Source organism: Arthrobacter sp. 05T444, from assembly GCF_056395905.1.
In genome coordinates this window covers 73452-99672 of the sequence record NZ_JBFTKK010000008.1, presented here as the reverse complement: position 1 = coordinate 99672, position 26221 = coordinate 73452, and the positions used below count along the sequence as shown (strand labels likewise).

The following is a 26221-nucleotide window of genomic DNA, read 5'->3' as shown; positions in this document are numbered from 1 at the left end:
GAAATCTGCGTTCCCGAAAAATCCACCGAACCGCTCGTCTAATATTTCAGACGGGTTCTGGTATATGGACAAATCGTTGCATGGGGCGAGTCGTGAGGTCAACCCCCTCGTCTTGCTTGTCGGTAAGCGGCGACATGGAAGAGCCGAGCGGGGGGCAGGCGGGATTATGCCGACCTCCGAAGTGCTTGACGGCGCCGGGAATGATTACTAGGCTGTTTGTTATTCCAGACACTGTCTGAAATTTCGTACATAATCGGGAAAGGCCCCGATTGATCCGGGCGACTGTGGATGGGGACGCAGAGTTGCGGAACCAACTAACCACAGCGTAGGGACGCACCAGAGGGGCCAGAGGCATGAACCGCAAAGCGGTGCCACTCTGGCCGCCGGAACGATCCACACCACGAGGAGACCACCATGAAAGCAGCCGTCCTATTTGAGGCCAGGACCCCGCTCCGCATCGAAGAAGTAGATCTGGAGCCTCCCCGCCGAGGCGAAGTCAGGATCCGCATCCAGGCGGCGGGGGTGTGCCACAGCGACCTTCACTATATGAACGGGGACCTGAACGGGAAGCTTCCTGCCGTCCTGGGGCATGAGGGGGCTGGCATTGTGGTGAGCGTCGGTGAAGGCGTGACACGCGTTTCCCCCGGGGATTCTGTCATCACTACCTGGCGTCCCCGCTGCGGCGACTGTGAATTCTGCACCAGCGGGCGCCCCGCCTTGTGCGTGGCCGGCAAGGTGCAGGCAACCACGGGCGGGCTCGTGGACGGAACTTCGCGCCTGAGTCTGGACGGGCAGAAGGTCCACCACCTCATGGGCGTTTCGTGTTTCGCTGAAGAATGTGTGGTCTCCGAGCGCTCCGTGATCCGCATTTCATCGGAGATACCGCCGGAAATCGCCGCCATTACCGGATGCGCCGTCATTACCGGTGTTGGAGCAGCACTGAATCTGATGAAGGACTCCACCGGGGAGGCGGCCCTCGTCATCGGAGCCGGCGGAGTCGGACTGAGCGCCATCATGGGCCTGAACCTTATCGGTGCGCATCCCATCATCGCGGTGGACACCGTCGACGCCCGGCTCGACCTTGCCCGCGAGGTCGGCGCTACGCACACGATCAACTCCGTGACGCAGGATCTGGAAGCGGAGATCGCACGAATCTGCCCAAGCGGGCTCAAATGGGCGCTGGATGCCGTGGGAATCCCCGCCACTCTCTCCCAGGCAGTGAACAACGTCGGAACCTCCGGCACCGTAGTGGCCGTGGGCCTGGGCCGGGCTGGAACATCCTTCGAGGTTCCCGTCAACGCCCTCGTCCAGCAGGAAAAGCGCATCATCGGAAGCCTCTACGGGTCATCCAACACCCTGGTGCAGGTACCGAAGATCCTCGAGCTGTACACGGCGGGCAAGCTGCCGCTGGAGCGGCTGGTCGGCGACAGGTTCGACCTTTCGCAGATCAACGAAGCGTACGAAGCGCTGTCCACCGGGGCCACGGGACGCGCCGTCATCCTGCCGTCGGCCGACGCTCCGGACTATCGTGTGGACAGCGACCCCAGGTTCGTCGAAATCTCCCGCGCCCCCTTGACGACCAGCTTGACGTAGTCTTCCTTCTGCTTCTCGCCCCACCGCAGGGTGGGAGTGGAGATGCTCATCGCAGCAACGCAGGCGCCCGAGCGGTCATAGATGGGAGCGGCCACGCAGGCGACATTCTCATTGGATTCACTGTTCTCCTCGGACCATCCCCGTTCCCGCGCCGTCGCCAGCTCAGCCAACAGACGCTTCTTGCTGTTAATGCTTTGCGCAGTCATGGCAGGAAGAGCCGCATCATCAGGGAACAGGGCGTCCAGCTCCTCCGAGGGCAGTGAAGACAGCAGCATCTTGCCTCCGGCGGTGCAGTGGGCGGGGAGGCTGCTTCCCACGTCGGAGACAAGGCGAATGGAATGCGTACTGTCAATGCGCACGATGAACACAGCAAACCGTCCCTCCCTGATGACAATCTGCACGGTCTCCCCGCACTCCGCGGCGATCTTGCGGGCACTCTCACGGCCCAGGGCAGCCAGGTCCAGCCCGCGTTCGTAGGCACCACCCAGACGGAATGCGCGGACTCCGAGGACGTAACGGCTGGGCGGTTCCGAAACTGCCTGAAGGTAGCCGCGTTCCGCCAGGGCACCAACCAGCTCGTGGGCGCTGGCCCGGGGAATGCCGAGTTTCTCGGTGATCTCGGGCACGCGAAGCCCGTTATTGCGCTCGAGGAACAGTTCGAGAATGTCAAGGCCCCGGCGAAGCGCGGGGGCGGTGGTGCGGTTCATGGCTTTCCAATCCTGAGTCGGCACCGCCGGCCGGTAGACCCTGCACCGGCCAGACAGTAAACTTTATAAATATCGGACACCGTCTGAAGTATCAGACAGAATCATACACCCGTTCACAACCAACAGACGGTACCAGACACGATCTAACCGACTGGACAAAGGAGTTGCATGTCGTCGTCAGAGTTTTTGGAAGCTCAGTCGCGGATGCTCACACGCATTCAGGCCACCAGAGACTCCGGGCGGCCCGGTGTTCCGCACTGGGCCGACACAGAGACCGGAGAATGGACCACCACCCCCGACGGGGACTGGACCGGTGGCGGCTGGGTTGGACAGCTGTGGCTGGCCCACAGCATCGACCCGGTCAGGTTCAGCCTCACGGACGCACACCGCGCCCTTGAGCTGATCACACCACGGATGTTCAAGCAGACCGTCTTTAAGGGGTACGGCTTCTACTGCGGTGCCGCAATAGGACACCTCCTCACCGGCGATCCCCACGCCCGCGAAACAGCCCTGCAGGCGGCAAAGTCCCTCGCCGAAATGTTCGATGAACGGCTCGGACTCATACCCTTGGGCGAGGATGCCGAGGAGGCATCCTCGACCGGTGCGGCTGAAAGCAGCATCGACTCTCTTCTGGCCAGCCCCCTCCTGTTCTGGGCAGCATCCGAACTGGGCGATGACCGCTTGGAGGAAGTTGCCATCCGCCACACTCAAAGAGTGCTCGAGAATCACGTGAGGGAGGACGGATCGGTCGTCCAGTCATCCACCCTGGACCCCTCGACAGGTGCAGTCCTGAAAACCCACACCCATAAGGGCTACAGCGACACCAGCACCTGGGGCCGCGCCCAAGCGTGGGCCATGATTTTCAGCGCCCACGCTGCGGTCGTGCGCCCCACTGAACCCATGTGGCGCGAATACGCACGTCGCACGGCTGACTGGTGGATCGCCAACGTTCCGGCGGACAAAATTTCCTTCTGGGATTTCGCGGACCCGGCCATACCGGACACAAGCCGCGATACGGCCGCCAGCGCCATCGCCACTGCGGCCTTCCTCCGGCTCAGTCATGCCCTGGGGGCAAAGGACGGCTCACGCTACGCACAAATGGCCCGCGAGACGGCATCAGCACTCGTCTCCGGCTACCTGACGCCCTGCCGCCCGGACGACGCCCGGCCCAGCGGCATCCTGACCGGAGGATGCTTCACCCGCAGGAGCACAGTCAGAAGCGTAGACGCCGCAACCGACGTTGAACTTATCTTCGGCAGCTACTTCCTGTTCGAATCGTTGGCCGTTCTCGCCGGGTCAATCCCCGCCGGCCGCATATAACCCCGCCCCGAAACCCAGGCACAGGAGCAGAACCACCATGACCGCTATCCGATCACTCCCGCTGGCAGGCATCCGCATTCTGGACTTCAGCCAAGTGCAGTTCGGCCCGATGGCAACGCAGATTCTCGCCGACTTCGGCGCCGAGGTAACAAAGGTCGAGCGTCCGAAGCTCGGTGACATCAGCCGCACCATCGACGTCCGATCCAGCGGCATTGAAGACAGTGCCAGCTTTCTGGCAGTCAACCGCAACAAACGCTCCCTCGTCCTCGACATGAAGAATCCGCGTGCCATGGGCATCGTTCACGAGCTGCTGGAGAAAACAGATGTCATCGTCATGAACTTCCGCGCAGGCGTGGCCGAACGCATGGGCCTCGGCTACGACTCCCTGGAGGAGAAGTACCCGGGCCTGATCTACGCCTCGGGAACAGGCTTTGGCGAGAGCGGTCCCATGAAAAACATGGGCGGACAGGACATGGCGCTCCAGTCCTTCAGCGGATCCACCTGGCACAACAGAGACGACACAGGCCGCCCGGGAATATTCCCGATCCCCTTCGTCGACTTCGGCGCAGGCATGGCCCTCGTGCAGGGGATCCTGATGGCCCTCGTCGAGCGATCTGTCTCGGGCAAAGGTCAACGAGTCGACGTATCCCTGCTGGACACCGCGCTGTTCGCCCAAATGAACGAATACACCCAGTGGATGATGAGGCGCTTCGAGATCAACTGGGAAAGGGACAACCTCGTCGGCTCATTCAAAACCTCCGACGGATGGGTCAACATCGTCGGCCTCTTCCGCCCGGACCCCCTCGAAGCCGTATGTGATGCTCTGGGCATCGACAACCTCACCACCCGACCCCAATTTGCAACCTCGGAACTCCAGATGGAAAACAGGGAAGCCCTGTGGTCGATTCTGGATCACGAACTGAGCAGGTTCACCACCGACGAAGCCGTCCAGAAACTCAGCGCCCGCAGCGTCCTCTGCGCACAGGTGCTGGACTACGACGAAGTACTGGCCCACCCCCAGGTCATAAACAACGACATCATCCGGACAGTGGACCACCCAACCGCCGGACCCATCAAAGTCATCGACAACCCGATCCGCCTGTCCGCCGCAGGCAGCAGGGAGTACTCCCCCGCACCACTGCTCGGACAACACTCGGAGGAAATCCTGGCCGAGCTCGGCTACTCATCCGCCGAGATCGATGAACTTCGCGTCGACGGCCTCATAAGCAGCCCCTCCCGACCCAGCTTCGCTTAAGGCAACAACGCCATGTCCCCGGCAAGAACTGCCCGGGCAGCGCTCCGCCAACGCCGACGCCGATGGCAGATCCCACGAACGTCGGAGCATCTATGGGGAACAGCAAATCGCTGTAAACCGGAAAGGCTTCGATGGCGGCGCATACGCCGTCATCGAAGCCTCCACAACGCCAACCAGAGCATGCGAACAATAGAACCAGGAACGCCAATGAATCCCCAGTCGTCATCCTTTCCTGCTCCGGTTTTTATCAGCAGCTGTGACATCCAAAGGGCTGTCCCTTTCCCGGATGCCGTCAAATTGCTCGAGAGTTTCCTCTTGGCAGGCTTTGATCCTGAACGTGATGGCCTGCGTTCGAGTCTAAAGACCGACCGGGGGCTTTTCCTACAGATGCCCTCCACCTCGGGAAACTACACAGGAACGAAGCTGCTCACCATAAGCCCCGAAAATGCATCCTCCAACCGGCCCGTGATTCAAGGCCTCTACGCACTTTTCGGCGGCGCGGAGCAGCGCCCGCTGGCGGTCCTTGATGGTACGGCACTGACAAATATTCGCACTCCCGCCGTATCTGCCTTAGGCGCCTTACGACTGACCTCACCAGGGCCCAAGAATCTCCTGATTTTCGGTACCGGACCACAAGCCTGGGAACACATCAAGGCCTTCAGCACCGTACTAACACTGAACCATGTCGGCATCGTAGGGCGGAACCCAGGTGCTGCAAAGTCATTGTCTGCCCGCGCAGCCGGACTCGGGCTAAAGTCCAAGGTCTGCAGCACCGAAGAGGTCGCGAATGCCGATCTGATCATCTGTTGCACCGGCTCAGCCGAGCCACTCTTTGACGGTTCACAGGTAAAAGAAACCGCAGTCGTCATCGCCATAGGCTCACATGAACCGGCACGACGCGAACTGGATGACGCCCTCATGGCACACGCGAGCATCTGCGTCGAATCACTACGCACTTCACAGCTCGAAGCAGGCGACATCATCCAGGCGATGGAATCTGGCGCGATCGAAGGCCCGGAAAGCCTCATCACACTGGCGGACATCGTGTCCGGCCTTAAGCACATCCCACATGGGCGACCCGCCGTGCTAAAGACCACCGGCATGCCCTGGCAAGATCTAGCCATCGCCACCGCTGCCTACGAGGCAATCGCCTCGGAAGTCAGCGACTCTGTCTTGGTTTCATGACAGTTCATGAATGCGCCCCGTACAGGGTGGCGCACGACACTCCAGGTCTTTGGCTACTCGTGTGGCCTGTTCTCCGCTGTCTGTTGCCATCGGCGGCCCAGGTCCTTGCCGGCGGCACGCTTCTTCCTCAGGTTGTCGTGGATCCGTTCCCGCTTGATCGCCAGCTCCATCTACGCCAACGCGGCCATGGCGGTGAACACTGTGCTTGCCCATCGGAGTGCCGGTGTCGACGTTGCCGCCGTCGAGGTTCAAGACACGGAGATTGACGCCCCGCCTGCGCAGCTCGTCGAAGAAGCCGATCATACAACAGCTAGCTTGACGGAAGATCCGTTATCGGCGTTTCGGAACCTTGGAGCAGCGCCGTAACGAGGCATACGAGGCGATGGTGCGGCTCATCAACCGTGCCAAGGCCACAGGCCGCCTGCGCGAGGACTTCGCCCCCTCGGACCTGGTGCTGATGCACATGGCCAATGCCGGTGTCGTCAACGCCACCGGCGACGCAGCACCCGATGCCTGGCGACGTGTCGTGGCCCTGATGATTCAGTCCTTCGAGGCCCCCGCCCGCGGCCCCCTGCCCCCCTCGCCCGGGCACGAGGCTCTCTACAAGGCCATGCTCCGCGGCAGCCCCGCCGGCACTACAGCATAGGGGCCGGGGATCAGCAGCTGACCTCAGGACCGCAACCATTGCCCCGCGGGCACGACGGCAGCATGCCGGGGAAGAGCACATGTCCCGGGCTGTGATTCTCAGGGGAAAATGGGTTAACCTCGGGCCGGAATGCGGCAACTTCCTCGATCACCGCTACCCTGCATCCCTCGTCTCAGCTTTGAGAGCCCTGCCGCCGATGCCGGCTGGTGGGCGTATGCAGGGTGTCTTTGGCAGTGTGCCTTAGTGGCAGCCGCAGGAGTTTCGGACGCGCAGGTGCGTGGGGAAGGTCCGGTGCTCCGACTTTTCTCCGCGTCGAGCTCCGATAAGTGCCGTGACGGCCGCTTCGGCCATGGCCTGCGCGGGCTGTTCCACCGTGGTCAGTGGCGGCCAGCTGTACTCAGCCTCCGCGGAACCGTCGAATGAGGCCAGGGCCATGTCCTCGGGCACCGACAGGCCGGCTTCCCGGAGTGCACGGAGGACGCCAATGGCCTGCATGTCCGAGCTGGCGAAAATCGCGGTCGGCCGGTTCGCTGCTGCCAGCAACCGCTGGCCTGCGATGTAGCCGCCGTCGCGCGTGAAAAAGCTGCGTACGATGGGGCCTTCGGGGAGTCCTGCCTCGGCTAGGGCCTGTAGCCAGCCCTGTTCACGTCCGTCAAAAAAGTTACCGGTGTTCGTGCCCATGGCGAGGGCGATGTTCGTGTGTCCGTGACCGATGAGATGCTCCACCGCGGATCTTGCAGCCGCGACCCGGTCCACGCCCACGCTGTTGAAACCGGGAGTATCGGCATCATGGTCCAGGAGCACGGCTGGGATTTCGTCGAACGCAAGTTCGGCGAGGTCTGGCTCGAACAGGACGCTGGACAAAATCACGCCATCCACCTGCCGGGCGGCGAGGTTGCGAAGGTTCCTGCGTTCCTTGGCGAGGTTCCCGTCGGAGTTAGTCAGCAAGAGGGCGTAACCGAGCTCGGCTGCCGCGTCCTCCACCGCGCGGGCCAGCGAAGCGAAGAACGGGTTGCTATTGTCCGGGATGATGAGGCCGATTGTCTCGGTCGAGCCCAGCTTCAACGCCCGCGCTGCGGCGTTGGGCCGGTACCCCAGGAGACGGATGGCTTCCTGCACTTTAGCTTCCGTGGCCGGCGCGACCTTCTTAGGACCTTTGTTGACCACGTAACTGACGACGGCGGTGCTCACCCCGGCGTACCGGGCAACATCCTTGCGGGTCACCTGGGTACGCGGGGCGGGCACTGCCGAAGTTGTCATGAGGTCCATGCTAGCTAGAGTGAGGCCGGCGCATCGCCAAAGTCCCGGATAGGCAGGCGTTCTCCGCCGCGGAGGGCGGACTCGTGGGCCACGATGCCCGGCAGGGTAAACCGTGCCGCGGTCCAGGCGTTGACCGGCGGAAGCGCGCGGTTATTGACCGCCGTGACGAAGTCATCAACGAGGAAGTGGTGGCTGCCCTCGTGTCCGTTCGGGGCTCCTTGGAATTCCTCCGGAAGGCGGCTGCTGTCGTGGACGGGCGCAAGGCCCGACACGAAGGCATCGCGGAGCTCGGGCGCCACGTTGGCCAGTGAGGGGTCATCGAGGGACATGCTGGGCCGGGACTCCATCTGTTCAGAAATGTCGTGGACGTTGGCCTTGTCTTGCCACACGGTAACCCTGGCCAGCTGTTCAAAGCTGGCCTCTGTGCCAAAGAACCTGAACCGGGACTCCCTGATGTGGGACGGGTAGCCCACGCGGCGCATCTCGTTGGTCCGCATCGCGCCGCCGTCGTTCAGTTCGAAGAGGGCCGTGGCGTTGGAAAAGTCGTTGTCGAACATGCTGATGCCCTTGTCGAAGACGCCGTCCTTGCGGTCGTCCTTCACCCCGACGCAGCTGACGCTGACGGCGTGGGCGGGAATGGCGCCAAGGACTCCGCCGATCGCATGGGTCGGGTACAGCATGGGAGGGTAGCTCGCGGTTTCCTTCCAGCGATCACCTCCGCTGTACTGGTAGGCGTCGTAGAAGCCGAGATCCATGTCGTGGACATAGTCACCCTCGGCGTAGAAGACCCGGCCGAATTTGCCGTCGGCATGTTGCTTCCGGGCGTAGACGGTGGCCGGGTTGTAGTAACTGGTCTCACCCATCATGTAGACGTTCCGGGTCTCCCGGACGGCATCGATGATGCGGGCAATTTCGTCTTCGGAGACCGCCATGGGCACCGCCGAGTAGACGTGCTTGCCGGCCCGGAGGGCCCGCTCCACGAGCGGGCCGTGGGTCCATCGCTGGGTGAAGATGGCGACGGCGTCGACGTCTGACTCCAGGAGCTCCTCGAAGCTGCCTTTGGCGCCGGCAAGGCCATACCGCTCGATCGCTTCCGCAGCCCGTTCGGGCCGCTCATCGACAACGAAGACTTCACTCACCCCCGGGTGCAGGTTGAACAGATGCGCGAACTGGCCACCGAACTGACCCGCGCCCACTACTCCGATGGAAAACGTCATTGTTCCTCTATCTCCTCTGAGTGCGCTGACTTGTTCTTCAAATCTTCCGCAATTAATCTACACGCGTCAACCACCAGCACTGAAAACACGGATTTTGCCTTAAAGTTCGGGCGGTGGGGTTGCCCATCTACTTCTATACGTGTAGATTCAGTGTCGATTGTTAGTCACATCACATCTTCAGGAAGGGTCGATGATGACCACCCTTACCAAGCACCCACCCACCGCAGCGCACAAGGCGCCGCAGGGTTCCAAGCGGGTCCGTGCCATGACCAAACTGCGTGACCTCAAAGTCGCGCTGCTGTTCATCCTCCCGGCGATGATCGGCCTCGTTGCCTTTTGTCTGGTCCCGACCATCCGCGGCGTCTACCTGAGCTTCACCGAGTACAGCCTGCTCGGAGAGCCCGAATGGATCGGGATCGACAACTACACGGCGATCTTCCAGGACGAACTGTTCTGGAACGCGCTGGCTGTAACCGTCCAGTACGTCGCCATCAACATCGTCTTCCAGACAGTCATCGCCCTCGGCCTGGCGCTGCTGATGCACCGCGTGGCCAAGTCCACGTTCATCCGTGGCGCCCTGCTGCTTCCGTTCCTGGTAGCCAACGTGATCGTTGCCCTGCTGTGGTTCTGGATGCTCGACTATCAGCTGGGCATCGTCAACGAGATCATCAGCTGGATGGGACTCCCCCGCATTGCCTTCTTCGGCAGTGAACAGTGGGCCATCCCCACCATCGCCTTCGTGAACGTCTGGCGCCACATGGGCTACACCGCCCTGCTGATCTTCGCCGGCCTCCAGGCCATCCCCCACCACGTCTACGAAGTGGCCTCGCTGGACGGGGCGTCGCCCACCAGGACGTTCTGGAGCATTACCATGCCGCTCCTTCGCCCGGTCCTGGCACTGGTCCTGGTGGTCACCGTCATCGGGTCGTTCCAGGTCTTCGACACCGTCGCGGTCACCACCGGCGGCGGTCCGGTCAACGCCACCCGCGTCATCCAGATGTACATCTACCAAAAAGCCTTCGGCGAATCGGACTTCGGCTACGCCTCCGCCCTGTCCGTCATTCTCTTCGTGATCCTCGCACTCGTGGCCTTCATCCAGATGAAGTTCCTCAAGGGCAACGAATCGGATCTGGACTAAGGAACCCCTGCCATGACCACTCAAACCCTCACCACCCGCAAAGCCCTCGACTGGCACCGCATCGGGGCGTGGGCCATCATCGCCCTGGCCCTGGCCATCACCATCTTCCCGTTCCTCTGGATGCTTCGCACGGCCCTCTCCAGCAACCACTCGCTGGCCTCCAACTCCGGGAACCTCCTGCCGGCGGACTTCTCCTGGGGCGCTTTCAAGCGTGTCTTTGGAATGCAGACCACCGAGGAGGCCCTCGCCGACGGAGGTTCCGGGGCAGCCATCGACTTCTGGCTGTACCTGCGCAACTCGATAATTTTTTCCACCGTCACTACCGCAGCCCAGGTCTTTTTCAGCGCACTTGCCGCTTACGCCTTCGCCCGGCTCCGCTGGCCCGGACGGGACAAGGTCTTCTCCGTGTTCCTGGCCACCATGATGATTCCGGGGATCTTCACCGCCCTGCCCAACTTCCTGCTCATCAAGAACCTAGGACTGCTGAACACGTTTGCCGGCCTAACACTGCCTTTCCTGTTTATGTCCGCGTTCGCCATCTTCTTCCTGCGGCAGTTCTTCCTGAGCATGTCCCGCGAAGTGGAGGAGGCAGCCATGCTCGACGGCGCCAAGCACCTGCGCATCTTCTTCCAGATCGTCCTGCCCAACGCCGCCGCACCAATGGCCACCCTCGCGCTACTGACCTTCATCGGCCAATGGAACGAATACTTCTGGCCACTGCTGGTGGGCAATGACGAAAACGTCCGCGTCCTCACCGTGGGCCTGAGCGTCTTTAAGTCCCAGGCCCCCCAGGGCGCCCCGGACTGGTCCGGACTCATGGCCGCCACCATCGTTGCGGCAGTGCCCATCCTCATCCTGTTCCTTGCCTTCGGCAAAAAGGTGGTCAACTCCATCGGATTCTCCGGCATCAAATAGACCGCTAACCCCAACCGCTCACCCTCCACACACTCCACTCCGGGCAACCTCCTGCCCTCTTCGAAAGGCCAATCATGAAGAAAACCCTCGGCGCCGTCGCTGCCGCCGCAGCCATCGCCATCTCCCTCTCCGCCTGCGGCGGGGGATCCCCCTCCGCCACCGCGGGTGAGGCCAAGGGCGACATCAACTATTGGATGTGGGATGCCAACCAGCTCCCGGCCTACAAGCAGTGCGCCGCGGATTTCACCAAGGCAAACCCGGACATTAAGGTCAAAATCACCCAGCGCGGCTGGGGCGATTACTGGACCACTCTGACCAACGGCTTCGTGGCAGGAAACGCCCCGGACGTCTTCGCCGACCACCTGTCCAAGTACCCCGAATTCGCCGCCAAGAAGCAGCTCCTGGCACTCGACGACGCCGTCAAGAAGGACGGGGTCAAGCTGGACGTCTACAACGAGGGCCTCGCGGACCTGTGGGTTGGCCAGGACGGCAAGCGCTACGGACTGCCGAAGGACTGGGACACCGTCGCGATGTTCTACAACAAGAAGCTCGTCAAGGACGCCGGCTACACGGACGAACAGCTCGGAAACCTGGATTGGAACCCGCAGGACGGCGGCAGCTACGAAAAGGCCATCGCCCACCTGAGCGTGGACAAGAGCGGCAAGCGCGGCGACGAGCCAGGCTTCGACAAGAACAATGTGGCCGTCTACGGCCTCGGCCTGGAAAACTCCGGCAACGGCCAGGGCCAGACCCAGTGGAGCTTCCTCACCGCGACCACCGGCTGGACCCACACGGACAAGAATCCGTGGGGCACGAAGTTCAACTACGACGATCCCAAGTTCCAGGAAACCATCAACTGGTGGAAGGGTCTGGCCGACAAGGGCTACATGCCCAAGCTGGAAACCACTGTGGGCGCCAGCGTTGCTGATGCCTTCGGCGCCGGGAAGGCAGCCATCAACACCAACGGCTCCTGGATGATCGGTCAGTACACCAGCTACAAGGGCATCGAAACCGGCATCGCCCCGACCCCCAAGGGACCTGAGGGAAAGCGCGCGTCCATGTTCAACGGCCTGGCCGACTCCGTCTACGCCGGCACTAAGAACCCGGCTGCTTCCCTGAAGTGGGTCGAGTACCTGGCCTCCAGCGCCTGCCAGGACGTCGTGGCCTCCAAGGCCGTCGTCTTCCCCGCCATCAAGACCTCCTCCGAGAAGGCCGCAGCTGCCTTCAAGGCCAAGGGCATCGACGTCAGCGCCTTCACCACGCACGTCAAGGACAGCACGACCTTCCTCTTCCCCATTACCGAGAACGCGGCGAAGGTCGATGGGCTCATGGGCCCCGCAATGGACGCTGTGCTGTCCGGCAAGAAGGACGCCAGCACCCTGGGCCAGGCCAACGAGAAGGTCAACGCCCTCTTCAAGTAGGCCATCCGCTACACCGGCTGCGCGCCGCGGGCATCGTTTTCCCCGTGGCGCGCAGCCCCACCTACTCCCCCACCACGCAGAAGGACAGCATTTATGGACCCCCTCCACCTCCGTTCCGCCGGCACCAGCCTGGTGATCAGCTTCGACAGCGGAGAAGCCGAGGTCATCCACTGGGGCGCCGAACTTGGCACCGCCCTGCCGGACCTCGCCATTCTCACTGAAGCGATCCCGCCCTCCGCCGTCGACGCCACCGTGCCCGCCGGCCTCCTGCCGCAAACATCGTCCAGTTGGCGCGGCCGTCCCGCCCTTCGCGGCCACCGGATTGCCGACGGCGCCTCGGGCCTCGACTTCTCCGTCCGCCTGCGCGCCCTGCATTCGGCCGTGAACGGCAACTCCGCCGTCATCACCCAGGAGGATGCCGACGCCGGCATCACCGTGGAGTCCACGCTCGCCCTGCACGACGGCGGCCTGCTGGAACTGCGCCACACCGTCACCAACTCCGGCACCTCCCCGTTCCAAGTCGACGAACTTGCCACTGTCCTCCCGGTGGCTCCGGACGCCGTCGAACTCCTTGACCTGACCGGACGCTGGTGCCGGGAACGCCACCCGCAGCGCCGCCCCATCCAGCAGGGCACCTGGGTCCGCACCGGCCGGCACGGCCGCACCGGGCATGATTCCTCGCTGCTCTTCGCCGCCGGCACCGCCGGCTTCGGCAACCGGCACGGGAAAGTCTGGGCCACGCACCTGGCCTGGAGCGGCAACCACGAACAGTTCGCCGACACCATCGGCGACGGCCGCACCATGATCGGCGGCTCGGAGCTCCTGGGACCGGCCGAAGTGATCCTCCAACCGGGCGGAAGCTACACCACGCCGGCACTCTTCGCGGCCTATTCTGACCGCGGCCTGGACGGGATCAGCGAGGCGTTCTACAGCTGGTTCCGTTCCCGCCCGCACCATGTCCTGCCCGCGGCTTCTGCCAATGCCGGAACCGGAAAACCGCGCCCGGTGGTGCTCAACACCTGGGAAGCGGTCTACTTCGACCACGACCTGTCCACGCTCATCGAACTGGCCGATTCCGCCGCCGACCTCGGCGTCGAGCGCTTCGTCCTCGACGACGGCTGGTTCCGCGGCCGCCGCGACGACCACGCCGGCCTGGGTGACTGGTACGTGGACGAGACGCTCTGGCCCAACGGGCTCACACCGCTGATCGATGCCGTGACATCGCGCGGGATGGAATTCGGACTCTGGGTGGAACCGGAAATGGTCAACCTGGACTCCGACACCGTCCGGGCACACCCGGAATGGATCGTGGGACCTTCGGTCCAGAGCTACAAGGACGGCGGACGCCTGCCCCTGGAATGGCGGCACCAGCACATCATCGACCTCGCAAACCCCGCCGCCTGGCAATACATCTACGAACGAATCGATGCCCTGCTGCGCGAAAACAACATCAGCTACCTCAAATGGGACCAGAACCGGGACCATTTGGAGCACGGCCACGGCGGCCGCTCCTCCGTCCACGAACAGACGCTCGCCGCCTACCGGCTGTTCGACGAACTCCGAAAGGCCCATCCCGGCGTCGAGATTGAAAGCTGCTCCTCCGGCGGTGCCCGCGTGGACCTGGGCATCCTGGAGCGGACGGACCGGATCTGGGCCTCAGACTGCAACGATGCCCTTGAGCGCCAGACCATCCAGCGCTGGACCGGCCTGGTGGTCCCGCCGGAGCTCGTGGGCGGCCACATCGGCCCCACCACCTCCCACACCACGGCCCGCACGCACGATCTGTCATTCCGCGCCATCACGGCGCTGTTTGGGCACTTCGGCATGGAATGGGACGTCCGGCAGGTGCAGGGGGCGGAACGCGACGAACTCAAGCGCTTCATCGGGATTTACAAGGAGCACCGCGGGCTTATCCACAGCGGACGGATGGTCCGCGCGGACGTTCCCGACGACTCGCTGATGCTGCACGGTGTTGTTGCGGATGCCGCGGCGGCGGATCCCGCCGCACCGGGCACGACCGCGGCGCTGTTCGCCCTCGTGAGCACGCGGACGTCGTTTGCCGAGCAGCCCGGACGGATCACCGTTCCAGGACTGGAGGCAGCACGGAACTACCGCGTGGAGGCCATCTTCCCCGCGCCCAGCGACGCCGACTATGCCCACACGTTCACGCAGGCCCAGCCGCCGGTCTGGCTGGCTTCAGGGGCCGAGGCCAGCGGCAGCTTCCTGGCCGAGGTCGGGCTGCCCATGCCGGTCCTCAACCCGGAACACGCCCTGCTGCTGAGATTCACGGCGCTCTAGCGGTCGACAAAACCAATTGAAGACTGCCCCGCCGTTCCCCACCTCTCAGGGGTTGCCGGGACATCGGGGCGGTCTTCGCCCAGGCAGAGGAAGGCATATGAGAATACTGGTCACAGGTGGCACCGGATACATCGGCTCCCACACAGTTCTGTCCCTGCTGGAAGCCGGCCATGACGTGGTGGTCATCGACAACCTCGTGAACTCCAGTGAGGAATCGCTCCGCCGGGTTGCCGAGCTCACCGGCAGGACTGCTGAGTTCCACAACGTTGACCTGACAGACGAGGCCGCGGTGGAAAGCGTCTTCGCCGCCAACGCCATCGACGCTGTGATCCACTTCGCCGGGCTCAAAGCCGTGGGTGAGTCAGTCCGCGAATCACTCAAGTACTACTACAACAACCTTGTAGGCACGCTGAACCTGATCCGTATCATGGACTGGCACGACGTCCGCTCGTTGGTCTTCAGCTCGTCCGCCACCGTGTATGGGGAACACAATCCCATCCCCTACGTCGAAAAGATGGAAATCGGCGCCAACAACCCCTACGGCCGCACCAAGGAACAGATCGAGGACATCCTCACAGACCTCGGCGACGCCGACACCCGCTGGCACATCGCCCTGCTGCGCTACTTCAACCCGGTGGGCGCACACCCCTCAGGCCGCATCGGCGAAGACCCCCAGGGCATACCCAACAACCTCGTGCCCTTCATCGCCCAGGTGGCCGTGGGACGCCGCGACAAGCTCATGGTGTTCGGCGGCGACTACGACACTCCGGACGGCACGTGCCTGCGCGACTACATCCACGTCGTCGACCTGGCCGAAGGCCACGTTGCAGCCCTGAAACACGTGGCCGACCGCACCGGGGTGTTCCGCTGGAACCTCGGCTCAGGCAAAGGCTCCTCGGTGCTGGAGATCCTGCGGTCCTTCGAAAAAGCCGTGGGCCAGCCCATCCCATCCGAAATGACCGCACGCCGCGGCGGCGACCTTCCCGCGTTCTGGGCTGATGCCACGTCCGCCCTTGCCGACCTCAGCTGGTCCACCACCAAGACCGTAGACCAGATGTGCGAGGACCACTGGCGCTGGCAGAAAAACAACCCCAATGGCTATGCCGGCTAGGTCGAAGACCCCCATGACCAACGCGGGCGATCACACGGCCGCCGGGGCGGCGAAGGCACATCCGGACCAATCCCTACATGCCACAAGCATCCGAGACGTCGCGGCCGCCGCCGGCGTATCGACCGCCACCGTCTCGCGTGCCGTGCGCGGACTCCCACACGTCTCACAACCCACGCGACAAAAAATCCTGGCTGCCGCAGCCAACCTAGGCTACGTTGCTTCTTCCGCAGCATCGGAGCTTGCACGGGGACGGGGCACCCCGAGGGCCACCCTCTCTGAGCAGCTGAACCGGTTTGAACCTCCTGCTACGAACGCCGCCAGATCCCCCATGGCTGACCCCTTCGACGCTTCCGTTCACCGGCCCTCAGCCAGCAGGGGGACCATCCTCGTTGTCAACGGGCACTTGAGCGGCACAGGCAAATCCGAAGAACGCCCCGCGCCTGCACCAGCCGAGATCGAGCGCCTCGTCCAGTCGGTTGCGTCGGCACACGGCTTCACCGCATGCATAAAGTACTGCAATGAAGCCGGCATGCTGGATACCGTTCGGGCCGCCGCTGCATCGGCCGTCGGGATTGTCATCAACACAGGCGGCCTCAGTCCCGCCTCAACCGAGCTGCACCTTGCGCTGGCCTCCGCACACGTACCCGCCGTCGAAATCCACATCAACAACGACTACTACCGCAGGGAAAAAATCAACATCTCCCCTCCACCCTCCACATACACCGTCGTGATCTCCGGCGCCGGCATCCACGGCTACAAACTGGCCATCGACTATCTGAGCACAGCCGTCTAGCCACAAGTCACCGTTAGGCGGGCACAAGATCTGCCCGCCGCTCCCGGCCATCACCGCCCCCTCCCGGCCCTCTGTCGTCATCTCGCCGATCGAGAAAATCCGTGGCCCAGCAGGCAGACAAACGGGTGGGAAATAAATCCAGAAGGACAATGACCAGAATGGCTCTTCAACATCAACGCCGAGAAGTACAAATTTCAAGCCGTAGCCAGCTCGAGGACCTCTTGAATGCCGCAGAGAGGGATTTGCGGGCGGCCGCCATCTGCAACGGAACACATGGCATATTGGCAACGAGGCGCCAGCCGGACCTTTACGTGCTGGAACTGAGCGACCAAGTCCCATACGGCCTCACGCACGAACAAGAGTCCGAGCACCAGGGATAGCAGGACAGCGGTGGGCTCCGGTGAGGACACCCGGCCTCCCGCCAGCCCATCAGGCAGATCTTTGGAATGAGCGGTGGGGAGTCCTGGTACCTGATGAAGGACGCTCAGCCAGCGTACGTTGCGGGTTTCCTGCGGGCGTCGCTTATACCCCTTGGCTAGACTCTGATGGACATGGCGGTTAGATTACCGCTTGAACCGGGTCGGTGGTTCCGTTTGAGGAACCTTACCTGTGGTGACTTGTCGAACCTCGAATCTCCTTTGCGCCCGTCAGGACGACGTGCCGATCACCTCTGCGGCTGTGCCCGCGGAGAGATCCAGCCATCCCACCGGGCCATTCCTACCCCGTCCTGCAAGTGCGGCCCTCTGCGATCCGGAACGGTTCATCCTCCGGGTGGCTTATCGACGATACTCGGGAGATGAATATGCGGAGTGAGGTTCTCTTCATAGGTGGCCGGTCTGGCGTTGGGAAGAGTTCCGTGGCGTTTGAACTCCATGCTCAGCTCGCCGCTCTGAACATCAAACATTGCCTGATCGAAGGGGACAGCCTCGATCTGGCCTTCCCCCACCCTAGGGAACACCGTCTGGCTGAGCGGAATCTGACAGCGATCTGGGCAAACTACCGCGCCCTTGGCTACCGGCGGATGATCTACACCAACACAGTCAGCGTCCGATCACCCAGGAATTGGCCGCCGCCATGGGAGATGAACCCAAAATTACTGCTGTTCTGCTTACCGCCAACGATGAGACATCATCGGCGCGTCTGCGCCGGCGCATCCAGGGCAGTGACTTTCAGGAACATCTAGACCGCAGCAAAGCCGCTGCCGGGGAACTGGATCGCTTGACGCCACAGTGGGTCCATCGCTGCCCCACGGACAACCGCAGCGTCCAGCAGATTGCTGCTGACCTTCTGCCGGTCATTGGATGGACCGCCAACCTGGCCGGCTAGGGTCATCGATCACCTGTTCGGATGTCGCTCTCCCGCAGCGCGAGCCCGGCCGCAATCAGCCCATCGCCCGCGCCGAGGCGGTGTCCCGGTCGGACGATGACCCACTTTCGTTCCGTGCGAGGCGAATAGAATTCTGCACCCGTGTCACCTCGAAGTAGTGTTCGACGCCTTCACCGACACCGTCAGCACGCTCGATGCCGGCAAAGGCGGAGACCAGCACGAAGAAGGCCCCACCGGTTTCCGCGGCAGCGGCCTTCTAGAAGCCTTTGCCGTCATCAAGTGCGGTCTGGTCCCGGCCAGTGAAAAATACGACAGCGTCGGGAACCCGCCATCCGTTCACTGTGTCCTGTTTTCGCCGGCCGGCGCTCAGGCGAATGTCTTCGCGTCGATCACGAAGCGGTAGCGCACGTCCGAGGCGAGGACCCGCCCGTAAGCCTCATTGATTTGCGAGGCTTTAATCAGTTCCGTCTCGGGAAGGATGTTGTGCTCGGCGCAGAAGTCCAGCATCTCCTGGGTGATAGGGATACCGCCGTTAGCCGAACCGGCGATACTGCGCCGCGCTGCCACGAGCGACATGGCATCGACTGACACGGGCTCGCTCGGGGCGCCTAGGATTACGAGGGTGCCGTCGACGGCGAGGAGGTTGACGTACTGGTTGTAATCCAACCCTGCCGACACGGTGTTCAGGATCAAGTCGAACTCACCTGCCAGCTTCTCAAACGTCGCCGGCTCGCTGGTGGCGTAGTAGTGGTCTGCGCCGAGTTTCAGGCCGTCTTCCTGCTTCGCCAGAGTCCGGGACAGCACAGTGACTTCCGTGCCAAGGGCGTGGGCCAGTTTCACACCGACGTGGCCGAGCCCACCCATGCCGATGATCGCGACCTTCGTACCCGGTCCGGCGTTCCAGTGCTTCAGCGGTGAGTAAAGCGTGACGCCAGCGCACAGCAACGGTGCGACCTTCTCAAGGTCCAGGGACTCAGGAACACTGAGCACGAAGTCCTCATTCACGACGATCGCCTGCGAATACCCGCCCTGAGTGATCGAGCCGTCACCGTCGACACCGTTGTATGTCTGCACGTTGCCCTTCAGGCAGTACACCTCTTCACCCTTGACGCACTGTGCGCACTCACCGCACGACCCGGCTTCGCAGCCGACGCCCACTCGGTCCCCGACCTTGTGTTTAGTGACGGCGGATCCGATGTCGGCGACGTGGCCGACGATTTCGTGGCCTACGACCTGAGGGTACGTGACCGGACCCCAGTCACCGCGGACGGTGTGGATGTCGGAATGGCAAATTCCGGCGTAATCGATGTCAATGAGGACATCGTGGGGGCCGGGAGTCCGTCGTTCGATCGTGATGGGCACCAGATCTCCGGTGGCGGACGGTGCTGCATAGGCTTTGACAGTAAGCATGATTCTCCTGTTGTTGTGTGGCGGACTGGTTTGGTTCTTGACATCCAAATGGCTCAGTTGCCGACGAGAAATTTTGGTGAGAAGTCCCAACGGCGAAGACTGAAGGGCTTAAAGAGCATCCGAGAACTGGTGGCGGGCAGACGACGCTGCCCGGAGCGGAAAGTGACATCGGACGACCCTGCGAAAAGGCGCAGCAGCAGGGCCAACCTTCCGGAGGGGGTATGGGATTCCGCCGTCATAAAAGCTCCTCGTTGCCATCGATGATGTCTTTATCAATGAGACCGCGTCCATAAAGCCTGAAGAAGACTGCGTTTATAGGGGGGACAAACTGACCCCCCTTAACCCGAAGGTACCGGGGCTATCGTGTAGGCATGGTCAATCACTCTGACAACCGCGCCGACATCCGGGACTTCCTGGCAAGTCGTCGGGCAAAGCTTCGCCCGGAGCAGGTCGGCCTGCCCGCTGGGAGCCGGCGGCGCGTTCCCGGATTACACCGGGAGGAGGTAGCGATTCTCTCGGGAGTGAGCCCGGAGTGGTACGCGCGATTGGAAAAAGGCAACATCGGTGGCGTGTCCGAAGATGTCCTTAAGGCAGTGGCTAAGGCATTGCACCTGAACGATGAGGAGTGCGCCTACCTTTTCGAGCTGGCCCGCGCTGCTCGACCCCAACGCCGCGTTCCTTCCCGCCGGAATGAAACTGTAGTCGCGGCCCCCGTCCACTGGCTGCTTGATTCCATGAACATGTCAGCGGCCTTCATCCACAATGGTTGTCTTGATGTCATAGCCACCAATCCACTGGCTCGAGCACTTCACGCACCAATGTTCGCCAGCGACATCACCACCTCCCATGGCCGGGCCAACTTCGCCCGATTCCACTTCCTAGATGCGGCCTCGCGGGAGTTCTTCGTGGATTGGGACGGCGGCGCGGCTACGACCGCTGCGCTCTTGCGGACAGAAGCCGGCCGCAACCCGAACGACCCAGCCGTGCGTGCGCTGGTGGGCGAATTGTCTACTCTGAGCCCGGAGTTCCGCATCCTGTGGGCCTCGCACGACATCCGTTTTCGCCATGAAGGAAGCAAGCGGCTACGGCACCCTGTGGTCGGCGAACTAGAGCTGACTTACCAATCTCTCCTTTTGCAGACGTCGTCGCCGTCCCGGCAGGAACTTAGTGTGTACACCGCAGAACCAGGAACCACTAACGAAGAACGCATCAGGCTCCTGACAAGCTGGGCGGCCACAGCTGTCGCAGAAGCAGCAGAATCCAAGAACTAGGCAGCCTATTCTGTCATGCCGCCAGTATTCCGCCCTGGATTTTGAAATCCGGGGCTCAGAGCCCAAGACCCCAAACACTGGACGCATTTGGGCTATCCGCTCTATGTCACGCCCGGCGGCGCTGATGTCGCTGTATAGCAGTCAAATTGAACTACACCCCACCCTGACGTCAGGCACCACCCGGAGCGGCTGTCAGAATAGGATCTGAAGTTCCTTTTCTAGACATACCTTTTGGAAAGTCATAGGTTTCATCCTGACAGCTTCGGTAGGGGTGACTTCGGTGGCGGGTCAACGAATCGGGTATACGAGGGTCAGCACGCTGGACCAGAATGAATCGCGGCAGCTCGACGGCCAAGCTCCGGATCGGATTTTCAGCAACAAGGCCTCGGGCCGGGACACACTCCGGCCCCAATTGGCTGTACTGCTGCGCTTCGCCCGTGACGGAGACACTGTCGTGGTCCATAGCATGGACCGGCTTCCCCGCAACCTGGATGACCTCTGCGTGCACTGGTCCAGGTTTCCGCCCCCAACCCGCAAAGGGTCTCCCGTCCCTTGGGGATCAAAAACCCACACGTCGCCTGCCGCTGACCGGATCGCGCGTGTGACGTCCATGATGTCGCGCTTGTTCGACGAGGCGACCACCGCACCGGCTCGCGCTTGCGGTGCGGAACCCCGGAACTGGAATGTCGGAACCGCCCGATAGTGTGGAGCAATGGCTACAAAGACTTCCCGGGCCGCCAAGGCCCCGGGCTATAAATGCGCGGAATGCGGCTGGACGACGGTCAAGTGGGTGGGACGCTGCGGCGAGTGCCAGGCGTGGGGAACCGTTGAGGAAACCGGCACCGCGGTTGCGCGTACGACGGCGGCCACCACAGTTTTGGAGCCGGCCCGCCCTATCGCTGAGGTGGACGCCACGACGGCGGCCTTCCTGCCGACAGGCGTGGACGAGCTTGACCGCGTCCTGGGCGGCGGCGTGGTGCCCGGTGCCGTCATCCTGCTGGCCGGGGAACCCGGCGTCGGGAAATCCACGTTGCTGCTGGACGTCGCGGCCAAGTTCGCCCGGACCGGCCAGAGCGTCCTGTACGTCACGGGCGAGGAATCCGCCGCCCAGGTGAAACTGCGGGCCGAACGCATCGATGCCATAGCGGACACCCTCTACCTGTCGGCGGAGACCGACCTTGGCCAGGCCCTGGGCCAGGTGGAAAAGGTGGAACCCAAGCTCCTCGTGGTGGACTCGGTGCAGACGCTCAGCAGCGCCGACGTGGAAGGCAGTTCCGGCGGCGTCTCACAAGTGCGCGAGGTGGCGGCCTCCATCATCGCGGCCGCCAAGCGCCGTAACATGACCACCCTGCTGGTGGGACACGTGACCAAGGACGGCTCCATCGCCGGGCCGCGGCTGCTCGAGCACCTGGTGGACGTGGTGTGCCAGTTCGAAGGCGAACGCCACTCACGGCTCCGGCTGCTGCGCGCGGTCAAGAACCGGTACGGGCCCACGGACGACGTCGGCTGCTTCGACCTCAACGAGGATGGCATCGTCGGTCTCGCCGATCCGAGCGGACTGTTCGTCACGCGCACCAAGGATCCCGTGTCCGGCACCTGCATCACCGTCACGATGGAGGGCAGGCGCCCGTTGCTGGCCGAAGTCCAGTCGCTGCTGGCGGAAAGCCCCAATTCGCAGCCGCGGCGGGCGACGAGCGGTCTGGACAGCTCCCGCGTGGCCATGCTGCTGGCAGTGCTCCAGCAGCGGGCGGGCTGCCTGCTGCACAAGGACGATTCCTACGTGGCCACGGTGGGCGGCGTGAAGCTCAGCGAACCTGCCACAGACCTGGCCGTTGCTCTGGCCGTTGCGTCCGCGAAGGCCAAAAAGCCGCTGCCGCAGCGGCTGATCGCGTTCGGCGAGGTGGGACTGGCCGGCGAGGTGCGGCCGGTTCCCGGCATCAACCAGCGCATTCAGGAGGCGCACCGGCTGGGTTTCACGCACGCCGTGGTTCCGTCCAGCCACAACGGCCCGGGCCCCATTCCATCGGGCTTCTCGGTGCGGGAGGTCAGCCACCTGGCCGAGGCGCTGAGCCTGCTGATCAGCTAGACAGGGTAAGCGGTTGCGCCGGCCTTTTCGGCCGCAGCCCTCCGCGTGAGCCTGGGCGGCCGGCCTGCCGTGTTGAGGATCGCCAGAGCGGGGACGGTGAGAGCCGCGCAGACAACAAAGATCCCCTGATAGCCGGCCGCCGACAAATGCCATCGCGGCATAGTAGGCGATTCCGGCAAGGCACCCCGAGGCTATGAGCGCCCGGCTTGAGAAGCCGCGGCCCAGCCGGCCGATGACGAGCAGGGCGGGGATCTCAAGGGCGGCGGAGACGCCGAGCGCCACGCTTGCCAGCACACCTAGGACCCGGTGACCACCAGCGCCACGCTGTGGCCGCCGAAGCCGAACGCATTGACGAGTCCCGCCGTCGCGGTGCTGCCGCGCACGGTTCCGGTGATGATGTTCAAATCGACCTCGGGATCAAGGCTGCCGATGTTGTATGTCCCGGGCAGTTCGCCGGTCCTGAGGGCCTGGAGCGTGGCAATGGCGCCAAGCGCGCCCGCCCCGCCGAGCAGATGTCCGGTGAGCGACTTGGTCGAGGTCACCGGCACTCCGTCTCCCACCACCGCCTTGATGGCCTGGGCCTCGAGGCGGTCGCCCACCGGGGTGGACGTGGCGTGGGCGTGAACGAACCCGATATCCGCCCCGCTGAGCCCGGCCGAAGCGAGCGCCTTCTGCATGACCCGGCGCTGCATCTCCGGATCCGCGGCCACGATGTCGCTGGCGTCCGAGGTCACTGCGCCTCCCGCGACCGCACCCAGGATTTCCGCGCCGCGCCCCCGGGCATGGTCCTCGCTCTCCAGCACCAGGATTCCGGCGCCTTCCGCGATGACGAATCCGTCGCGGTCCCGGTCAAAGGGACGGGAAGCGCCCTGCGGATCGCCGTTGCGGGTGGAAAGGGCCCGGATCTGCGCGAAGCCGCTGATGATCAGGTCGTTGATGCACGCATCCACGCCTCCGGCGATGACGACGTCGGCCGTTCCGGACCGGATCATTTCGGCGCCTTGGGCGATCGCCTCGGCCCCGGACGCGCAGGCGCTGACCGGTGTGCGTGCCCCGCCGCGGGCACCGAGGTCGATGGAGACCCAGGCCGACGGGCCGTTGACCATGATCCGGGTCAGCGTGTGCGGTGAGACCTTTCGCGGGCCACCGCCGTCCAGCTCCCGGGTCTGCGCGAGCGTGGTGTCCAGTCCCCCGTAGCCCGAGCCGATCACCACGGCGAGCCTTTCGGGGTCGACGTCGGGGGTCCCGGCCTGCACCCAGGCCTCACGGGCAGCGACAAGCGCAAGCTGCCCGCAGCGGTCCATCCGCTTGAACTCGCGGGTGGTCAGCAACGACGCCACGTCAGCCGTGACCCGCCCCGCGATCCGCACCGGCAGGGCCTGCGCCCAGTCCTCGTCAAGGGCGGCAATGCCTGATCGCCCGGCCAGCATGGAGGTCCAGGTTTCGGGGACCGTGGACCCGAGCGGATTCATCGTGCCCGTTCCGGTGACGACGGCCCGGGGCGGAACTGCAGACATGACACACCTTGCTTCCTGGAACTGGAGCGAAACTCCCGTTGAGTATTCGGAACCGGCCGGCAGCCGGATGGCCGCGGCTACTTGGCCGGGTTGTGCGTCCCGATCGGCACCAGCGTGAGGTCAGGGTGGTTTTTCTCTATGCGGCGCAGCGCCCACACGTCGTTGAACAGGGCGAGGTACTCGCCGTCGGACCGCAGAAGAACCTCAGCCCCGACCACGTTGGCCAGCGCGGGCATGGCATCCGCCGTCGAAATCCTCGCCATGGAGTACGGGAGGCGCTCCAGCCGCATCGGTGCGCTGAAGTCGTGCGCCATGCGGTCCTCCACCACTTCGAACTGCATGGGGCCGACGGCGGCAAGCACCGGTGCCTGGTCACCGCGGACGTCGGAGCGCAGCACCTGGATGACGCCCTCGTGTTCGAGCTGCTCGATGCCGCGGCGGAACTGCTTGAAGCGGCTGGGGTCCTTGGAACGCGCAACCTGGAAGTGCTCGGGCGCGAACAGTGGGATGGCCGGAAACTCCACCGGCTCCTCGAGGAAAAGGCTGTCCCCCACCCGAAGCGACGAGGCGTTGACCAGCCCCACGACGTCGCCCGGGAAGGCCTCGTCGATGACCTCGCGTTCGCGGCCGAAAACCTGCTGGGCGTACTTGGTGGCGAAGGACTTGCCGGTGCGCGTCTGGGTAACCACCATGCCGCGCTCGAACACGCCCGAGCAGACGCGGATGAAGGCCACGTGGTCACGGTGGGCCTTGTTCATGCCGGCCTGGACCTTGAAGACGAACCCTGCGAACGGTGACTCAACAGCACGGGGCTGGCCTTCGACGTCCGGACGCGGCGCGGCGGGCGGCGCGAAGTCAACCAGAGCGTCCAGGATCTCCTTGACGCCGAAGTTCAACGCGGCGGAGCTGAACAGGATAGGGGTGGCCTTGCCCGCGTGGAAGCTCTCCACGTTGAATTCAAGGTTGGATTCGATGACCAGTCCGGCCTCGTCCACGGCGTCGGTCCAGTTGTTGCCCTGGCTCTCCGCTGCCTCCTCCGGGGTGAAGTACTCGGTGAGGGCGATGTTGGCCCCGGCGTTGTTCCGTTGGAACCGCGCGAACCTGTCATTGCGCAGGTCCCACACGCCGCGGAAGTCGCCGGAGATGCCCACGGCCCAGGTCAGCGGCATGGGCTGCAGGCCGGTGCGCTCCGTGATCTCGTCCATGAGCGCCAGGGCGTCCAGGCCCGGGCGGTCCCACTTGTTGATGACGGTGATGATGGGCAGGTTGCGCTGCTTGCAGACCTCGAAGAGCTTCATGGTCTGCGTTTCCAGGCCCTTGGCGGCGTCCACGAGCATCACTGCGCAGTCGACGGCGGCCAGCACCCGGTACGTGTCCTCGGAGAAGTCGGCGTGGCCCGGGGTGTCCAGCAGGTTGATGACGGTGTCGCGGTAGGAGAACTGGAGCGCAGCGGAGCTGATGGAGATGCCGCGGTCCTTTTCCATCTGCATCCAGTCCGAGACCGTTTCCTTGCGGTTGGACTTGCCGCTGGACGCGCCGGCCGTGCCGATCACCTTGGCGTGCAGCGCCAGGGCCTCTGTCAGCGTGGACTTGCCGGCGTCCGGGTGGGAGATGACAGCGAACGTCCGGCGCCGGGCCGCCTGCTTGTGAATCTCGTGGACCCGGGCGGGGCTGAGGACTTCTTGGGACACGGTGCTACTTTCGCTGGGATCCGCGGAGGACCCTGGATGTGGGAATGGAGACTTGACACCG

At 63.6% G+C, this 26221-nt stretch carries 21 protein-coding genes and 2 pseudogenes; 17 read left to right on the top strand and 6 right to left on the bottom strand.

The genetic code is table 11. The annotated features are described in order from the left end of the window. Window positions 1-414 precede the first annotated feature (414 nt). A complete protein-coding gene (locus AC1DD3_RS10005) occupies window positions 415-1593 on the top strand; it encodes an alcohol dehydrogenase catalytic domain-containing protein (RefSeq protein WP_476881546.1) in 1179 nt (392 codons plus the stop codon). Here AC1DD3_RS10005 and AC1DD3_RS10000 read toward each other — a convergent pair. After that, window positions 1524-2300, bottom strand: a complete 777-nt coding sequence (locus AC1DD3_RS10000; protein WP_251424542.1) for an IclR family transcriptional regulator — start codon at window positions 2298-2300, stop codon at window positions 1524-1526. The two genes, AC1DD3_RS10005 and AC1DD3_RS10000, sit on opposite strands and share 70 nt — an antisense overlap. Before the next feature lie 204 nt (window positions 2301-2504). Between AC1DD3_RS10000 and AC1DD3_RS09995 the strand changes: the two genes are divergently transcribed. The 4 genes from AC1DD3_RS09995 to AC1DD3_RS09980 all read left to right on the top strand — a co-directional run bounded on the left by AC1DD3_RS09995 (window position 2505) and on the right by AC1DD3_RS09980 (window position 6706). Continuing rightward, window positions 2505-3620, top strand: coding sequence for a hypothetical protein (locus AC1DD3_RS09995; RefSeq protein WP_476881545.1), 1116 nt, complete (start codon window positions 2505-2507; stop codon window positions 3618-3620). Between the two features lie 37 nt (window positions 3621-3657). Continuing rightward, on the top strand, window positions 3658-4875 hold the full coding sequence (locus tag AC1DD3_RS09990) for a CaiB/BaiF CoA transferase family protein (RefSeq protein ID WP_476881544.1): 1218 nt from the start codon (window positions 3658-3660) through the stop codon (window positions 4873-4875). Window positions 4876-5082: 207 nt separating this feature from the next. After that, window positions 5083-6060 carry an ornithine cyclodeaminase family protein gene (locus tag AC1DD3_RS09985; protein ID WP_476881543.1) on the top strand — a complete coding sequence of 326 codons (978 nt, stop codon included), beginning with the start codon at window positions 5083-5085 and terminating at the stop codon, window positions 6058-6060. A 349-nt stretch (window positions 6061-6409) separates the two neighbouring features. After that, the gene (locus AC1DD3_RS09980) at window positions 6410-6706 is read left to right on the top strand and encodes a hypothetical protein (protein WP_476881542.1); all 297 of its coding nucleotides are present in this window, start codon (window positions 6410-6412) and stop codon (window positions 6704-6706) included. A 240-nt stretch (window positions 6707-6946) separates the two neighbouring features. Here the strand turns inward: AC1DD3_RS09980 and AC1DD3_RS09975 are convergent, their stop codons facing one another. Both AC1DD3_RS09975 and AC1DD3_RS09970 read right to left on the bottom strand, forming a co-directional pair. After that, complete coding sequence (locus tag AC1DD3_RS09975) at window positions 6947-7966, bottom strand: LacI family DNA-binding transcriptional regulator (RefSeq protein ID WP_476881541.1); 1020 nt, start codon at window positions 7964-7966, stop codon at window positions 6947-6949. Window positions 7967-7980: 14 nt separating this feature from the next. Next, a complete protein-coding gene (locus AC1DD3_RS09970) occupies window positions 7981-9183 on the bottom strand; it encodes a Gfo/Idh/MocA family protein (protein ID WP_476881540.1) in 1203 nt (400 codons plus the stop codon). Window positions 9184-9376: 193 nt separating this feature from the next. Here AC1DD3_RS09970 and AC1DD3_RS09965 point away from each other — a divergent pair, with 193 nt between their 5' ends. The 9 genes and pseudogenes from AC1DD3_RS09965 to AC1DD3_RS09925 all read left to right on the top strand — a co-directional run bounded on the left by AC1DD3_RS09965 (window position 9377) and on the right by AC1DD3_RS09925 (window position 18588). Further along, window positions 9377-10321: a carbohydrate ABC transporter permease gene (locus AC1DD3_RS09965; protein ID WP_476881584.1), complete on the top strand. Its 945-nt coding sequence runs from the start codon at window positions 9377-9379 to the stop codon at window positions 10319-10321. A 12-nt stretch (window positions 10322-10333) separates the two neighbouring features. After that, window positions 10334-11236 carry a carbohydrate ABC transporter permease gene (locus tag AC1DD3_RS09960; protein ID WP_476881539.1) on the top strand — a complete coding sequence of 301 codons (903 nt, stop codon included), beginning with the start codon at window positions 10334-10336 and terminating at the stop codon, window positions 11234-11236. Window positions 11237-11310: 74 nt separating this feature from the next. Further along, window positions 11311-12657: an ABC transporter substrate-binding protein gene (locus tag AC1DD3_RS09955; RefSeq protein ID WP_476881538.1), complete on the top strand. Its 1347-nt coding sequence runs from the start codon at window positions 11311-11313 to the stop codon at window positions 12655-12657. 93 nt (window positions 12658-12750) lie between these two features. Further along, entirely contained in the window at window positions 12751-14955 is a 2205-nt protein-coding gene (locus AC1DD3_RS09950) for an alpha-galactosidase (protein WP_476881537.1), read from the top strand. A gap of 97 nt (window positions 14956-15052) precedes the next feature. Continuing rightward, a complete protein-coding gene (galE, locus tag AC1DD3_RS09945; RefSeq protein ID WP_476881536.1) occupies window positions 15053-16066 on the top strand; it encodes a UDP-glucose 4-epimerase GalE in 1014 nt (337 codons plus the stop codon). 88 nt (window positions 16067-16154) lie between these two features. Next, a pseudogene (locus AC1DD3_RS09940) lies at window positions 16155-16361 on the top strand (LacI family DNA-binding transcriptional regulator); the annotation flags it as partial. Between the two features lie 33 nt (window positions 16362-16394). Further along, on the top strand, window positions 16395-16859 hold the full coding sequence (locus AC1DD3_RS09935) for a type II 3-dehydroquinate dehydratase (RefSeq protein ID WP_476881583.1): 465 nt from the start codon (window positions 16395-16397) through the stop codon (window positions 16857-16859). A 1074-nt stretch (window positions 16860-17933) separates the two neighbouring features. Continuing rightward, window positions 17934-18185, top strand: coding sequence for a hypothetical protein (locus tag AC1DD3_RS09930; RefSeq protein ID WP_476881535.1), 252 nt, complete (start codon window positions 17934-17936; stop codon window positions 18183-18185). Between the two features lie 157 nt (window positions 18186-18342). Then, on the top strand, window positions 18343-18588 hold the full coding sequence (locus tag AC1DD3_RS09925; protein WP_476881534.1) for a hypothetical protein: 246 nt from the start codon (window positions 18343-18345) through the stop codon (window positions 18586-18588). On the opposite strand, the gene AC1DD3_RS09920 is transcribed toward AC1DD3_RS09925, so the two are convergent. After that, window positions 18552-19595, bottom strand: coding sequence for an NAD(P)-dependent alcohol dehydrogenase (locus AC1DD3_RS09920; protein ID WP_476881533.1), 1044 nt, complete (start codon window positions 19593-19595; stop codon window positions 18552-18554). The two genes, AC1DD3_RS09925 and AC1DD3_RS09920, sit on opposite strands and share 37 nt — an antisense overlap. Before the next feature lie 371 nt (window positions 19596-19966). On the opposite strand from AC1DD3_RS09920, the gene AC1DD3_RS09915 reads away from it, so the two are divergent. From AC1DD3_RS09915 to radA, 3 genes and pseudogenes are all read left to right on the top strand, one after another. Next, window positions 19967-20866, top strand: a complete 900-nt coding sequence (locus tag AC1DD3_RS09915) for a helix-turn-helix domain-containing protein (protein ID WP_476881532.1) — start codon at window positions 19967-19969, stop codon at window positions 20864-20866. 280 nt (window positions 20867-21146) lie between these two features. Then, a pseudogene (locus AC1DD3_RS09910) lies at window positions 21147-21365 on the top strand (recombinase family protein); the annotation flags it as partial. A 213-nt stretch (window positions 21366-21578) separates the two neighbouring features. Continuing rightward, window positions 21579-22952 (top strand): DNA repair protein RadA, encoded by a 1374-nt coding sequence (gene radA, locus AC1DD3_RS09905; protein WP_230117891.1) that lies wholly within the window; start codon window positions 21579-21581, stop codon window positions 22950-22952. Window positions 22953-23248: 296 nt separating this feature from the next. Here the strand turns inward: radA and AC1DD3_RS09900 are convergent, their stop codons facing one another. Both AC1DD3_RS09900 and AC1DD3_RS09895 read right to left on the bottom strand, forming a co-directional pair. Further along, window positions 23249-24469: a beta-ketoacyl-[acyl-carrier-protein] synthase family protein gene (locus AC1DD3_RS09900; RefSeq protein WP_476881531.1), complete on the bottom strand. Its 1221-nt coding sequence runs from the start codon at window positions 24467-24469 to the stop codon at window positions 23249-23251. Between the two features lie 77 nt (window positions 24470-24546). Next, window positions 24547-26160, bottom strand: coding sequence for a peptide chain release factor 3 (locus AC1DD3_RS09895; protein ID WP_230117889.1), 1614 nt, complete (start codon window positions 26158-26160; stop codon window positions 24547-24549). Between the last annotated feature and the right edge of the window lie 61 nt (window positions 26161-26221).